The organism is Lelliottia sp. RWM.1 (assembly GCF_016859735.1).
In the GTDB taxonomy this organism is placed as follows: Bacteria; Pseudomonadota; Gammaproteobacteria; order Enterobacterales; family Enterobacteriaceae; genus Enterobacter.
On record NZ_WLVC01000046.1, the window covers coordinates 20,950 to 35,778 of the forward strand.

A 14,829-nucleotide genomic window follows, 5' to 3' on the forward strand; every position below is an offset into this window, starting at 1 on the left:
GGAGGTAACAAAACATAACGTTGCCTGCTGATAGAATTGCATCAAATTCCAACCCTGAATGTTCCAATAACAACATATCTCCCGCTCAATTGTGAGGAAAGTAACATGAACCTTAAGCTGCAGCTTAAAATATTGTCGTTTCTGCAGTTCTGCCTGTGGGGGAGCTGGTTAACAACGCTCGGCTCCTACATGTTTGTGACGCTCAAGTTCGATGGTGCGTCTATCGGTGCAGTTTATAGCTCGCTGGGTATTGCTGCGGTCTTCATGCCAACGCTGTTGGGGATCGTGGCGGATAAATGGATAAGCGCAAAATGGGTCTACGCGCTTTGTCATCTGGTGGGGGCTGGTACGCTATTTATGGCGGCTAGCGTCACAACGCCGGGTGAAATGTTTATTGTTATCCTGCTTAACTCGCTGGCCTATATGCCAACGCTGGGCTTGATCAATACCATCTCCTACTACCGCATTAAATCTGCCGGGATGGATATCGTTACTGATTTCCCGCCAATCCGTATCTGGGGCACTATCGGCTTTATCATGGCAATGTGGGGAGTAAGCTTCGCAGGCTTTGAACTGAGCCATATGCAGCTCTACATTGGTGCAGCGCTCTCGGTTGTGCTGGCCCTGTTTACCCTGACGTTGCCACACATTCCAGTGTCGAATCAGCAGAAAAATCAAAGCTGGAGCACCATGCTCGGTCTGGATGCGTTTGCTTTGTTCAAAAACAAACGTATGGCGATCTTCTTTATCTTCTCCATGCTGCTGGGAGCTGAACTGCAAATCACCAATATGTTCGGGAATACCTTCCTGCACAGCTTCGATAACAACCCGCTGTTCTCCGGCAGCTTTATCGTTGAACACGCATCCGTCATGATGTCCATCTCTCAGATTTCTGAGACCCTGTTCATCCTGACCATCCCGTTCTTCCTGAGCCGTTACGGCATTAAGAACGTGATGCTTATCAGTATTTTCGCGTGGATGCTGCGTTTCGGTCTGTTCGCCTACGGCGACCCAACCCCATTCGGCACAGTGCTGCTGGTTCTGTCGATGATTGTTTACGGCTGCGCCTTCGACTTCTTCAACATCTCGGGTTCCGTGTTTGTGGAAAAAGAAGTGAAGCCTGAAATTCGCGCCAGTGCACAGGGTATGTTCCTGATGATGACCAACGGCTTCGGCTGTATTCTGGGTGGCGTCGTGAGCGGTAAAGTGGTTGAAATGTACACCACCAACGGCATCACAGACTGGCAGCCAGTGTGGCTTATCTTCGCGGCTTACTCGCTGGTTCTGGCCTTCGCATTCGTGGCCTTGTTCAAATACAAACACGTTCGTGTTCCGGCGGGTGCTCAGCCTGTCGCGCACTAACTCCTCATTATCCCCTCTCCTTTCAGGAGAGGGGTAATTCTGCCAATACCCATCCTACCGACAGCAAATCCGCACTGCCCCCGGGACTTAAATTACGCGCCATCAGCGCCCTGTCCATTTCAGCCAGCGCTTCCCAATCCCAGCCGTTTGACAGCAATCGTTGCGCATAATCCTGCACATAGCGCAGCCCGGCGATCCCACCGCGCGACACCAGATTACTGTCCAGGTTAACCGCCATCAGACGTAACAGCAGGTCGTGAAGCTGACGACCGTTCCAGCTCTCCATCGCGTGACGCACCGTCGCAAAGCCATTTTCTGCCTCGCCGCGCGCACCTGTTAAACCATACTGCTGAAACTGCCGCTCCCCGGCAGTCGCCATGCCGCTACGTCCTGCAAGTTCACGCGCCACAAGCCCCCGACACATGTTGCTCACTTCACAACACAACGTCTGCGCGCTCACATTTTTCACCCGTCCGGCAGCAAAACAGAGCAACCCCAGCGCAAAAATTCCGCCTTTATGGGTGTTCACGCCTCCGGTTGCGCCATACATAGCTTGCTCGCAGGCCATCCCTGCAGGGCGGAGCAATCGCAGTTGTTCCGCCACCGGTTTATCTGCATGTTCCTCCCCAAGATCCGAAAACCGGCTAAACCACGGGGAAATTGCCGCAATACTCCGGGCAAACATCGCATGATCCATATCGCGGTGAGAACCGTTGTTAAGCCTGTCGACCAGTCCTGGTTTTGGCGTCAGTTCCAGCTCCAGCCATAGTGCTTCTTCGGCCAGTCGCGGCACATCTGTTGAGCGTATTTTAGTCGCGAGCAAACCAGTCATCGATCATCTTCTCCACCTGGGCGACAACCTGCTCAACGGGGTGATTCCGCGAGCGGGAGCAGGCGTGTGCAGGTTCATCGCAAATCAGGCAACGACGCAAATGCGCCCCTAGAGACAGGCGGCCCACATGGCCGTTTTGCGGGCAGATCACATCTAAATCCCACAGTCTGCCAAGTGGATGTGTCTGTTCCAGATCCGCGCAATGAGCTTTCACTTCCGCCGCCGGATGTGCAACGCACCACAACGCCTCTGGCCCCGTCGGCAGCCACAGTACCTGACGGTCCAGCACCTGCCAGCGATTTTCCCACAATAGCTGGTCACACATTTGCAGCGCTACGCCCATGGTATTGCGATAGCGCAGGCTGTCTTTGATTTCACCCGGAGTGACCAGAGTGAGCGAGATAACGGGTTGTTGATAGTGCGTAAGCCAGTCAGCCTGGCGCGCCGCGCGGCTCTCTTTTGCAGCCAGTAGCGCCTCCAGGCTGACACCCGCACTGACGGGTGTCGCTGTTGTCATGAACGTTATTCCTTCACTTGTCTGACGGTATCAATCACGCTGCCATCACGGTAGCGGATCACTCCGACGATTTTGTCGGTAAATTCAATCGGTTTTGGCTCTCCGGTCAGCGAGATCGCTCGCGCAAACAGCACATCGATATCGACAACTTTCAGCCCCGCATCCACCAGACGCTCGCGGATTTCCGGGCGCGCCGGGTTCACCGCTATACCATGGTCAGTGACCAGAACATCAATGCTCTCCCCCGGCGTTAGACGCGTGGTGACACGCTTCACTACGGTGGGGATACGGCTACGCAGTAAAGGCGCGACCACGATGGTCAGGTTGGCGGCCGCAGCGACGTCGCAGTGCCCGCCGGATGCGCCGCGCATCACGCCGTCAGAGCCGGTAATCACGTTGACGTTAAAATCGACGTCAATTTCCAGCGCACTCAGGATCACCACATCAAGCTGATCGCAGCTCGCAGCCTTACTGCCTGGGTTGGCATAGACATTGGTAGAGATCTCAACGTGATTCGGATTACGCGCCAGAGAAGCCGCCGCCTGACCATCAAAACACTGAGTATCAAGCAGTTTTTCAATCAGCCCTTTTTCATGCAGATCGACCAGCCCCCCGGTAATGCCTCCCAGCGCAAAGCGAGCCTTCACACCGCTGCGTTCCATCTTCTCTTCCATGAAGCGGGTGCAGGCCGTTGCCGCTGCACCGGAGCCGGTTTGCATGGAGAAGCCCGGTTTGAAATAGCCGGAGTGTTCAATCACGTCTGCCGCATAACGGGCAATCATCAATTCGCGCGGGTTACTGGTGACACGCGCCGCACCAACGCTGATTTTTGCCGGGTCACCTACGCTCTCCACTTGTACGATAAAGTCCACCTGGTCCTGCACCAGGCTGGCAGGCATATTGGGGAACGGCACAAGCTCTTCGGTTAACAGCACCACTTTTCGGGCAAAATGGGCATCCACCATCGCATACCCCAGTGAGCCGCAGCAGGATTTACCGTGTGTACCGTTAGCATTGCCGAACTCATCGCTGCACGGCACGCCAAGAAATGCCACGTCAATTTTCAGTTCGCCATCCTGGAGAAGCTTCACGCGCCCACCGTGGGAGTGAATTTGCACAGGCTCATCCATCAGCCCGTGCGAAATGGCGTCCGCCAGTTTGCCGCGCATGCCAGAGGTGTAGATCCGCGTGATAACACCGCTCTGAATATGTTCGATCAGCGCATCATTGCAGGTCATCAGCGAGCTGGAAGCCAGCGTCAGGTTTTTGAACCCCATCTGCGCAAGCTTCTCCACCACGGAGTTGATCACCCGGTCACCTTCACGAAACGCATGGTGAAATGAAATGGTCATGCCATCCTGCAAACCACTGCGTACAACCGCCTGCTCAAGCGATTCACACAGCTTGCGGGTGTGTTTCTCTTCCAGATTATCCAGCCATGGCGTGGCGCTGTGGGCGGTGTCAAAGGGTTTTAAATCCCGCAGATGGGGAAAGTTCACATGGAGAAGTTCTGTCTGATTCATTGTGTCATCCTTAGCGACGCACGCCGGAGGCCGCCGCGCGTTCCAGCACCATCTGCGCGTGGTTAATAATCGGCGCGTCGACCATTTTGCCATTGAGCGATACCACGCCCAGGCCGTTACGTTCGCCCTCTTCTGCTGCTTCTATCACCCGTTTTGCGTGATCCACTTCCTGCTGGGTTGGCGCATAAGCATTGTGCAGCAAGTCGATCTGGCGCGGGTTAATCAGCGATTTGCCGTTAAAGCCCATCTTGCGGATCAGATCGACTTCACGCAGGAATCCGGCTTCGTCATTAACGTCTGACCACACCACGTCAAAGGCATCGATCCCGGCCGCGCGCGCCGCATGCAGCACGGCACAGCGGGCATAAAACAGCTCCGTGCCATCGCCACGTTCGGTTTGCATGTCCATGACGTAGTCAAACGCAGCAAGCGCGATACCAATCAATCGCGGAGAGCTACGGGCAATCGCCACGGCGTTAATGACCCCAATGGCGGATTCGATCGCCGCCATCACACGCGTGGACCCCACTTCGCGTCCGCACTCACGTTCGATGCGTTCCAGGTGACCTTCCAGCTCAAAGATATCGTCCGGAGTATCGGTTTTTGGCAAACGAATCACGTCAACGCCCGCTCGCACCGCCGCTTCCAGATCCAGCAAGCCAAACGGCGTGCTCAGCGGATTAATACGCACCACGGTTTCGATATCCTGATACATAGGGTGCTGCAACGCGTGGAAGACCAGCAGGCGGGCGGTATCTTTTTCACGCAGAGCCACGGCATCTTCAAGGTCGAACATGATGGAGTCAGGACGGTAGATAAAGGCTGTTGAGAGCATGGCGGCGTTTGCGCCGGGCAGAAACAGCATGCTGCGACGGAGTTTGTTCATTTCAGCGCCCTCCAGTCGATCGACTGTTCTTCTGCCGCACGGAGCACCGCGCTTTGCAGACGAGCGCGGATCACACAGTCCAGCGCGCCTTTATCTTCAACGATGATTAATCCCTGGTGCACGTTCATGGCGCGTAATGTTTCATCCACCACCTGGCGGATCTGCTCGCCAAACTGCTTAATCACTTCACTGTGGATGACAATCTCCAGCTCGCCGTTAGCGGGGGCGATTTTCACCATCAGGTCGCTGGACTCCTGCGTTCCGGCCAGCGCCTCCCTTACAATTTTCATGATAAATTCCTGATAGTTATGCGACTTCCGCACGCGCACGGTAGTGCGTTTCAAGATGTGCGAAAGTGGACTCCGGGACAATCTCCCGGATCCGGGAAAACTGCTGTGTCTTGAGTAAACGGCGCACTTCCGACGCCGAAATGGCGTTTCCGGTCGCCTTCATGCGTGGCATTTCCACCACGTCAATGTGTGAGGAAAGCAGAGCGTGTAGCGTCTGGTTGTACTGACGGGTGATATCGCAAAACGGCTCCGAGCCGATAAAGCGATGGGTGATCCCAAGCGCTGGCGCGATGTAATCGCGAAATACCAGTACGTCGATCTCACTCCAGGCCTGCTGCACTTTTCCAGTTTCTTTCAGAAAATAGGCCGGGAACGTGGCGCGAGAGATGATGTACTGCGAGCCTTCATGTACGGTCACGTTCGACAGATGCGCCACGCCCGCACGCACCATGTCCAGACGCGCATGGAACGGGAAGAATGAGGCATCTTCGCGAACGACAAACAGATGAAGCGCATCACACTGCCCCGCTGCCTGCTCGACCAGATGACGGTGTCCGAGGGTGAAGGGATTGGCATTCATGACAATCGCGCCAATTTTCGCCCCGCACTTGCGCTTCGCCGCGAGCGAACGGCAGTAACGTTCGATTCCCTGAGGCGTGTTTTCCATCAGTACGGCGTTGTTCCCGCTCTGGGCAATTGGCCAGAAACCACTGCGGGCAAACCGCTCTTTGTTACAGGGACGAGTGCAGAGAAAAAGATGAAAATGCCCGCGCGCCAGCGCCGCATTTTCAACCTCTGCCAACAGGCGGGCGCTTAAGTTCACACCGCGAAGTTGTTCATCCACCGCCACACATTTGATAACGTTAGCCGCCAGCCCTGCGCAACCCACCAACTGTGTTCCGGACCAGGCTTCAACAAACAGCGTGATGTCGTTGTCCAGCCCCAGACCGCTATCCGCCAGCAGATAGCGGATCTGGCTTAAGCGTTCCGGGTGTTTCGTCACCTCGGTAAGACGAAAATCGATTGTGGGTTGCGAGTGCATACTGCCGCCTTACTTAGTGCGCTGCCGTCAGCGTGTTCGCTGGCGCTTCCATGATCACGTTGCTCAGATGACCGATATGCTCGATCTCCACCTCAATGCGATCGCCCTCTTTCATAAACAACGGTGGGTTACGCTTTTTACCCACGCCGCCAGGGGAGCCTGTGATGATCACATCACCAGGGCTTAAGCGGGTGAAGGTGCTGATGTATTCAATCAGCTCGGCAACCTTGTGGATCATGCTGCTGGTGTTGTCTTCCTGCACCATGCGACCGTTCAGCCAGGTACGAATAGAAAGCTGATGCGGGTCGGGTATCTCATCGGCAGTCGCCATCCACGGACCAAACGCGCCGGTCTGCCGCCAGTTTTTACCCGCGGTGAACCAGGTGTGCTGCCAGTCGCGGGCTGAGCCATCCATGTAGCAGCTGTAACCCGCTACATGGCGCAGGGCGTCATCACGGCTGATGTTCTCGCCGCCTTTACCGATAATCACCGCCAGCTCACCTTCGTAGTCGAACTCACTTGAATGGCGCGGCTTCAATACCGGTTCGTTATGACCCGTCTGTGAATCCGGGAAACGAACAAACAGCGTTGGCGCCGGGTTATGCTGGTCAAACTCTTTGCGCTTGTCGGCGTAGTTCATGCCCACGCAAAGGATTTTCTCTGGCTGCTCAATCACCGGTAAGAAAGTGATGGCACTCATCGGCACATCAACTGCATCGTTAAGATAACGGGTAGCTTCTGCCAGCCCGTTGCCCTGCAACAGCGCTTTAAGGTCGCTGTAGCGGTCGCCCATGCGGCGGCCTAAATCAATCACACCTTCGGCCTCAACGATGCCGTAGCTGCGTTTACCCTGGTAACGAAAACTTGCGAGTTTCATGGTTCTTTCCTGAAAACTTAAACGAGGAAGTTGCCTAATATCAGCAGAGAGATAGAGACGTTAATCGCGCCGCCAATACGGGTTGCAATCTGGGCGAATGGCATCAGGCTCATACGGTTGCCTGCTGTCAGAATAGCCACATCACCCGTCCCCCCCTGGCCACTCTGGCAACAGGAAACGATGGCGACATCAATGGGGTGCATGCCAATCTTTTTGCCCACGAAGAAGCCTGTTGCCACCAGTGCAGAGACGGTACTGACAATCACCAGCAGGTTGCTCACAGTGAAGGCATTCACCAGTTCCTGCCACGGAGTGATCGCCACGCCAACGGCAAACAGAATGGGGTAGGTCACTGAAGTCTGGAAGAATTTGTAAACCACCTGCGAACCTTCAAGCAGGCGTGGAGACGCGCCATTACAGAGTTTGACCAGTACAGCCATAAACAGCATGCCAACCGGTGCAGGCAGGCCAATCAGTTTGTGTCCCAGCATCCCCAGCATGTAGAGCAGCACAGCCAACAGCGCGCCGGAGGCAATGGTAGTCACGTCCGCCTTACCCGAGAATGCCGGTTGTGCGGTCGTGGTATCGGCGTTCGCACGGTTTGGCATCAGTTGACCTTCACCGGTCAAATGCGGGTAGCGCTTGCCGAGCTGGTTCAGGCAGCCGGAGATAATGATGGCGGTCAGGCCACCGAGCATCACCATTGGCAGGACACGGCCGAGCGCAACGCCCTGGTCCATATGCAACAATGTGGCATAACCAATAGAGAGCGGAATCGCACCTTCACCTACGCCGCCCGCCATAATCGGCAGAATGATAAAGAAGAAGATCTGGAATGGCTCAAGCCCCAGCGCCAGGCCAACCCCCATGCCCACAATCATGCCGACGATTTCGCCGCACAGCATCGGGAAGAAGATACGCAGGAAGCCCTGAATCAGCACGGTGCGGTTCATACTCATAATGCTGCCAACAATAATGCAGCAGATGTAGAGATAAAGAATGTTGGTGGATTTGTAGAACTTGGTGGTGGACTCCACCACCACATCCGGCAGTAGGCCATAGTAGACCATTGCTGATGGGATGAAGGTGGCGCAAATGGCCGCCGCGCCCAGTTTGCCGACAATCGGCAGTCGTTTACCAAACTCACCGCAGGCAAAGCCAAAGAACGCAAGCGTCGCGACCATCACGACAATATCGCTGGGCAATTTACCACCCAGACAATCAATCGCAATGAGTGCACCTGCTAACACAAACAGTGGCAGAGGAATGATCCCGACTTTCCAGGTATCCATAATGTGCCACCAACGCTCTTTGAGAGATGGCCGCTGAATATCAATCGGGTCGTGGGTAACAGAGAAAGAATCGTCAGTTGTGCTCATAATAAGCCCCTTGGTTATTTTGTACGTTCAGCTTAAAGTCACAAAGGCTTACTTTATGTGAGGAATGACATATTAAAACCGAAGTTTTAATGGCCACTATGGTTTTAATGGTTTCTTTTATTTAATGTGATTAACACCTTATTTATTGCTGTGGTTTTTATGGTTTCTTTTCCTAAATGAACAAACAAATAACATTTAGTAATTGGGTATAAAGGCGGTAACGCTTTCACATAAATCTTTTACAACCCTTGCTGTGCAAGGGATCACAAGTTTTTGGCAAACTCAGCGTCGACACTGAAAAAGATGATATATTGGCAACCTTTATTGATACCTTGCGTGATAGTTATGAAAGTATCTTTTCAAATCAAACTGTTTGTTTCGCTGATGGCTTTTTTCTCAGTGCTGTTTGCGTTATTGGGCGGATATTATTACGCCGAAGTCGGAAAGCAGCTATATCAGGAAATGAGCGGGCGAGCGAAAATACAAGCTGAGGAAATTGCAATTATTCCGACTTTACGCAATGAAGTTGAACAAAAAGATATCAAAGCCATCCATAACTTCATGCAGAAAATAGCAGAACGCAGCGATGCCAGTTTTATTGTGATTGGTGATAATAGAGGACAGCACCTGTTCCACTCCGTGTTTTCTGATCGGGTGGGGACAACGCTGGTCGGTGGCGACAATGCAGAGGTGTTGCAAGGCAAAAGCATTACAACGATCCGCAAGGGAGGGCTCGGTATTTCACTGCGCAGTAAAGCGCCCATTATCAACGATGCCGGTAAAGTGGTGGGCATTGTATCGGTGGGGTATCTCACGAGTTATCTCGATACCATCACCGTGAATAAAGTGGTCAATATCCTGATTGCCGCCGTGCTGTTGCTGATCGCACTCTTTATTTTCTCCTGGTTTTTCACCCGCAGTATTAAGAAGCAGATATTCTCCCTTGAACCGCGAGAAATCGGCCTGCTGGTCCGCCAGCAAAAAGCGATGATGGAGTCCATTTATGAAGGGGTCATTGCGATCGACGATAACCTGCGGATTGAGGTGATCAACCAGGCAGCCAGAAAACTGTTGGGGCTTAGCCAGCCCGCACGCGAGTTACGCGGGCAGTTGATAAGCCTGGTTATCGCTCCTGTGCCCTTCTTTACGCTCCACACCATGCTGGAAAAAGACACCCACGATGAGATCTGTCATTTCAATGAACTGACGGTCATTGCCAGCCGTGTGCGGATCATGCTTGAAGATTCACTTCAGGGCTGGGTGATCACCTTCCGCGATCGCAACGAAATAGACTCCCTCAGTGCTCAACTGAGCCAGGTGAAGCGTTATGTCGACAACCTGCGCATTATGCGTCACGAGCAGCTTAATCGTATGACCACGCTTTCAGGTTTGCTGCATATGGGCCGTTATGATGAGGCAATTGGCTACATTCAGGCACAATCAGAACATGCACAAGAGCTGCTGGACTTTATCTCCTCGCGCTTCAGTTCACCCACGCTGTGTGGGCTACTGCTGGGTAAATCCGCACGCGCCAGGGAAAAAGGGGTCGAGTTGCGCTTTGACCCCGCCTGCCGGATGGACAAACCTTTTATTCCGCTGCCTGAAGCTGAGTTGATTTCGATTATCGGTAATTTGCTGGATAACGCGATTGAAGCGACCCAGCGCGCACCACTCCCGCATGAGCCTGTAGAGGTACTGATAAAGCTGAACGAACTCGAACTGATCATCGAAGTCGCTGACCAGGGCGTTGGCATTAAGCCGGAGATCCGTGAGCGAATATTTGAACGCGGCATCACGACGAAAACACGCGGCGATCATGGTATTGGTCTGTATTTGATCGAAAGCTATGTCACCCAGACTGGCGGCTCGATAGAAGTTGCCGATAACACGCCCCGTGGCGTTATTTTCTCTCTGTTTATCCCCGCCACAGGAACCGCCCGGCATCCCGCACAGGAACTGGAAGATACCGACTATGCAACATGAACTTATCGACGTATTGATTGTTGAAGACGAGAACGAGCTGGCGCAACTTCACGCTGAACTTATCAGCAAACACCCGCGCCTGAGGCTGGTAGGTATAGCATCATCGCTGGCTGATGCTCATATTCAGCTAGAAAGCCAACACCCGCAGCTCATGCTGTTAGACAACTACCTGCCCGATGGCAAGGGGATTACGCTTATCAGTAATCCCCTGCTGGCGCGCGCAAACTGCTCGGTCATTTTTATTACCGCAGCCAGTGATATGGACACCTGTAGCCAGGCAATTCGCAACGGCGCATTTGACTACATCCTGAAACCCGTCTCCTGGAAACGACTCAGCCAGTCGCTTGAGCGCTTTGTGCAATTTGCAGAGCAGCAACGCGTATGGAAAATTGTTGATCAGCAAAACGTGGACTCGTTGTATCAGCTACAGGCGAAAAACTACCGCCTGGATAATGGCAGTAAGGGGATCGAAGAGAACACGTTGTCACTGGTACAGGCACTGTTCAATGAAAAGTCGGCCCATTGCTTTTCAGTCGACGAAGTGGTCAGCGAGACGGGATTGAGCAAAACCACGACACGCCGCTACCTGGAACATTGCGTGGAGGCGGGTTTTTTGAGCGTAGAGATGTTGTACGGGAAGATTGGGCATCCGCGAAGAATGTATAAGCGCAATGCAGTTTGAGCCACTCACTTTAATCCTCTCCCCTTTGGGGAGAGGATTAAGCCGCACTTATTTCAACACGTACCCATACAGCCGCTTGATTCCATCTGCGTCTTTCTCGCTGTAAACGCCCTGAAGCTCCGGCGAGAAACCGGGCAGCAGGTTCACACCTTCCTCCAGCGCCAGGAAGTAACGCTGTACTGCACCACCCCACACTTCACCCGGTACAACACACAACACACCCGGCGGGTATGGCAGCGCACCTTCCGCAGCAATACGGCCTTCGGCATCCCGGATGCGCACCAGCTCGACATTTCCGCGAATGTATTCCTGATTGGCATCCTGAGGATTCATCACCACTGCCGGCAGACTCTCCTTACGGAACATCGCTTTTTGCAGATCCTTCACGTTAAAGCTGACGTACAGGTCGTGCATCTCCTGGCACAGTTCACGCAACGTGTAATCGCGGTAACGCACCGGGTATTTCTGGTAAATGGTTGGTAGCACGTCAGCAAGCGGCGTGTCATCCTCAATATGCTGTTCGAACTGACCGAGCATAGCCACGAGCTGCGCCAGCTTCTCGGCACTTTCAGCAGGCGTCAGCAGGAAGAGGATCGAATTGAGGTCGCACTTCTCCGGCACGATGCCGTTTTCACGCAGGTAGTGCGCGAGAATGGTCGCCGGAATGCCGAACCCGGTATATTCGCCCGTTTCAGCATCAATACCTGGCGTGGTGAGCAACAGCTTGCAGGGATCCACAAAGTACTGCTCGCTCGCATACCCCTCAAACCCGTGCCATTTCGCACCCGGTTCAAAACTGAAGAAACGGCGCTCGCTGGCGATGGTACGGGTCGCGTGATCCTGCCACGGACGTCCGGCAACCACTGGCGGGATAAAAGGCTTGATCATGTGGCAGTTCGCAATGATCGCCTTGCGCGCTTCAATCCCCAGCTCCACACATTCTGCCCAGAGCCTGCGCCCACTTTCGCCTTCATGGATTTTGGCATTCACATCCAGCGCGGCAAACAGTGGGTAGAACGGGCTCGTTGAGGCATGCAGCATGAACGCGTTGTTGAGCCGTTTATGTGGACAAAAGCGCGCCTGACCACGGATATGGTTATCTTTCTTGTGAATTTGCGAGGTTTGCGAGAACCCGGCCTGCTGCTTATGCACCGATTGCGTCACAAAAATGCCCGGATCGTTCTCGTTCAGTTCCAGCAACAGCGGCGAACTGTCTGCCATCATCGGAATAAACTGCTCATATCCCACCCAGGCGGAGTCAAACAGAATGTAGTCGCAGAGATGACCAATCTTATCGATGACCTGGCGGGCGTTGTAGATCGTACCATCGTAGGTTCCAAGCTGGATCACCGCCAGACGGAACGGGCGTGCATCATTGGCTTTTTCAGGAGCGACTTCGCGGATCAGCCTGCGGAGATAGGCATCATCAAAGCAATGCTCATCAATACCGCCAATAAAGCCAAACGGGTTTCTTGCTGCTTCGAGATAGACCGGTGTAGCCCCGGCCTGAATCAACGCCCCGTGATGGTTCGATTTATGGTTATTACGATCAAAAAGCACCAGGTCGCCACGGGTTAACAAGGCGTTAGTGACAACCTTGTTTGCGGCGGATGTACCGTTAAGGACAAAGTAAGTTTTATCGGCGTTAAACACTTTTGCCGCAAACTTCTGCGCATGCTTGGCAGAGCCTTCGTGGATCAGCAGATCGCCAAGTTTCACATCGGCATTGCACATATCGGCACGAAAGACATTCTCACCAAAGAAATCATAGAACTGGCGTCCTGCCGGGTGCTTTTTAAAAAATGCACCGTGCTGATGACCAGGACAGGCAAAAGTACTGTTATCCATTGCCACATACTGGCTCAGGGTGTCAAAAAAAGGCGGCAGCAGATTCTCTTCGTAGTGACAAGCTGCGGATTCCAGTTCCAGGAACTCCTGGGCTTTGCCCGTAATGATTGCTGTGACCCCATCAGGGATCTCAACCTGCTCTTGTGAGAACATAAAAACAGGCAACTGAAAGCCCGTGCGTTTCAGTAACGCAAGGATGCCGCTACAACTCTCAGCGACCGTAATGACGACTGCCGCCACATCGGTAAAGTCTGTATTGTCCAGAGTCACCTTTTCGCGGTGCGTGGACAGCGTGGATACCAGCTCGCGGCTGACGGCAATTTTCATTGATTTCATAAGCGCAAATACCCGTTTCAGGGGAGAAAAAGCCCCGGACAGCGTTATCACGCTGCCCAACGAATGTGTCTGACCGGAACTCAGCTCCGACCGCCAGACATCAGTAAAATCAGAACGCGTCTGGTTTTACTGTTGTCCTGCAGCAAGCCTGCGTTACCCTCACCGCATGGTGGGACAGGAAGTGAAAATAGTGATACGGAATGGCATTCGCGCAGCGGTAAACAGCGTCATCATTGGGCGGCTCCGTATCTGAAGAGGAGAAAATTCGCGCAATCATGTCACCTTTTATTTTGAGGTGCAAGAAGGAATCATTATGCATTTAATGAGCGAATGTTACCCCCTTAAACCGCGATGCCGTGTCATAATAATGCAATATCAATGATTAAATAACAGGAGTTTACCGTGGTTATCGGGCCCTTTATTAATGCAGGTGCTGTACTATTGGGCGGCGTGCTCGGCGCAGTGTTAAGCCAGCGATTACCGGAACGTATTCGCTTATCCATGCCCTCTATTTTTGGTCTGGCTTCGTTAGGCATTGGTATTTTGTTGGTGATCAAGTGCGCTAACCTGCCAATCATGGTGCTCGCCACGCTGCTTGGTGCACTGATTGGTGAATTGTGTTATCTGGAAAAGGGCATCAACGGCGCGGTAAGCAAAGCCAAAAATATGATCTCCCGCCCTGGTAAGACGAAAAACGGTAGCCACGAATCATTTATTCAAAACTATGTCGCGATAATTATTCTTTTCTGTGCCAGTGGAACAGGGATTTTTGGCTCAATGCAGGAAGGCATGACGGGTGATCCAAGCATACTGATTGCTAAGGCATTTCTTGATTTCTTTACGGCAACTATTTTCGCCACAACACTTGGCATCGCCGTTGCCGCTATTTGCGTGCCGATGCTGTTGATCCAACTCGCGCTGGCCACCTGTGCGACACTCATCCTTCCGCTGACAACGCCCGCTATGATGGCAGACTTTACCGCCGTAGGCGGCCTGCTCCTGCTGGCAACAGGACTACGTATCTGCGGAATTAAGATGTTTGCGGTGGTCAACATGCTGCCTGCATTATTGATTGCAATGCCGCTTTCCGCGCTCTGGACGCACTTTTTCGCCTAAGATGGCAGCGAAGTGGCGAGAGAGTGTGCAGTCTGTAACGAAAACGACAAATTTCGTTGACGGCAGAGGGCGAATCGGTTTTAATGCGCCCCGTTGCCCGGATAGCTCAGTCGGTAGAGCAGGGGATTGAAAATCCCCGTGTCCTTGGTTCGATTC

Annotated in this window: 13 protein-coding genes; 4 read left to right on the top strand and 9 right to left on the bottom strand. The window is 53.3% G+C overall.

All coding sequences use genetic code 11. The features are described from left to right. Window positions 1-105: 105 nt before the first annotated feature. Window positions 106-1,362, top strand: coding sequence for a nucleoside permease (locus tag GF617_RS22470; protein WP_181620721.1), 1,257 nt, complete (start codon window positions 106-108; stop codon window positions 1,360-1,362). Window positions 1,363-1,384: 22 nt separating this feature from the next. Here the strand turns inward: GF617_RS22470 and citG are convergent, their stop codons facing one another. From citG to GF617_RS22510, 8 genes are read right to left on the bottom strand one after another with little or no spacing between them, the layout of a single operon-like run. Continuing rightward, window positions 1,385-2,194 carry a triphosphoribosyl-dephospho-CoA synthase CitG gene (gene citG, locus GF617_RS22475; RefSeq protein WP_203452478.1) on the bottom strand — a complete coding sequence of 270 codons (810 nt, stop codon included), beginning with the start codon at window positions 2,192-2,194 and terminating at the stop codon, window positions 1,385-1,387. Beyond that, window positions 2,172-2,711 (bottom strand): citrate lyase holo-[acyl-carrier protein] synthase, encoded by a 540-nt coding sequence (gene citX, locus GF617_RS22480; protein WP_181620723.1) that lies wholly within the window; start codon window positions 2,709-2,711, stop codon window positions 2,172-2,174. The genes citG and citX overlap by 23 nt, the downstream gene beginning before the upstream one ends. A gap of 5 nt (window positions 2,712-2,716) precedes the next feature. Further along, window positions 2,717-4,234 (bottom strand): citrate lyase subunit alpha, encoded by a 1,518-nt coding sequence (gene citF / locus GF617_RS22485; RefSeq protein WP_203452479.1) that lies wholly within the window; start codon window positions 4,232-4,234, stop codon window positions 2,717-2,719. Between the two features lie 10 nt (window positions 4,235-4,244). Beyond that, window positions 4,245-5,120, bottom strand: coding sequence for a citrate (pro-3S)-lyase subunit beta (gene citE / locus GF617_RS22490; protein WP_181620725.1), 876 nt, complete (start codon window positions 5,118-5,120; stop codon window positions 4,245-4,247). Next, the gene (gene citD / locus GF617_RS22495; RefSeq protein WP_181620726.1) at window positions 5,117-5,410 is read right to left on the bottom strand and encodes a citrate lyase acyl carrier protein; all 294 of its coding nucleotides are present in this window, start codon (window positions 5,408-5,410) and stop codon (window positions 5,117-5,119) included. The genes citE and citD overlap by 4 nt, the downstream gene beginning before the upstream one ends. A gap of 16 nt (window positions 5,411-5,426) precedes the next feature. Continuing rightward, window positions 5,427-6,452: a [citrate (pro-3S)-lyase] ligase gene (citC, locus tag GF617_RS22500; protein WP_181620727.1), complete on the bottom strand. Its 1,026-nt coding sequence runs from the start codon at window positions 6,450-6,452 to the stop codon at window positions 5,427-5,429. A 13-nt stretch (window positions 6,453-6,465) separates the two neighbouring features. Next, window positions 6,466-7,329, bottom strand: a complete 864-nt coding sequence (locus GF617_RS22505) for a fumarylacetoacetate hydrolase family protein (protein WP_181620728.1) — start codon at window positions 7,327-7,329, stop codon at window positions 6,466-6,468. A 17-nt stretch (window positions 7,330-7,346) separates the two neighbouring features. Further along, window positions 7,347-8,708 (bottom strand): 2-hydroxycarboxylate transporter family protein, encoded by a 1,362-nt coding sequence (locus tag GF617_RS22510; RefSeq protein ID WP_181620729.1) that lies wholly within the window; start codon window positions 8,706-8,708, stop codon window positions 7,347-7,349. 345 nt (window positions 8,709-9,053) lie between these two features. Between GF617_RS22510 and GF617_RS22515 the strand changes: the two genes are divergently transcribed. Together GF617_RS22515 and GF617_RS22520 are read left to right on the top strand one after the other, a co-directional pair. Then, on the top strand, window positions 9,054-10,691 hold the full coding sequence (locus GF617_RS22515) for a sensor histidine kinase (RefSeq protein WP_203452480.1): 1,638 nt from the start codon (window positions 9,054-9,056) through the stop codon (window positions 10,689-10,691). After that, a complete protein-coding gene (locus GF617_RS22520) occupies window positions 10,681-11,373 on the top strand; it encodes a response regulator (RefSeq protein WP_203452481.1) in 693 nt (230 codons plus the stop codon). The genes GF617_RS22515 and GF617_RS22520 overlap by 11 nt, the downstream gene beginning before the upstream one ends. A 48-nt stretch (window positions 11,374-11,421) precedes the next feature. On the opposite strand, the gene GF617_RS22525 is transcribed toward GF617_RS22520, so the two are convergent. Beyond that, window positions 11,422-13,557, bottom strand: coding sequence for an ornithine decarboxylase (locus GF617_RS22525; RefSeq protein WP_181620732.1), 2,136 nt, complete (start codon window positions 13,555-13,557; stop codon window positions 11,422-11,424). Window positions 13,558-13,959: 402 nt separating this feature from the next. Here GF617_RS22525 and GF617_RS22530 point away from each other — a divergent pair, with 402 nt between their 5' ends. After that, a complete protein-coding gene (locus GF617_RS22530) occupies window positions 13,960-14,673 on the top strand; it encodes a DUF554 domain-containing protein (RefSeq protein WP_203452482.1) in 714 nt (237 codons plus the stop codon). Window positions 14,674-14,829 lie beyond the last annotated feature (156 nt).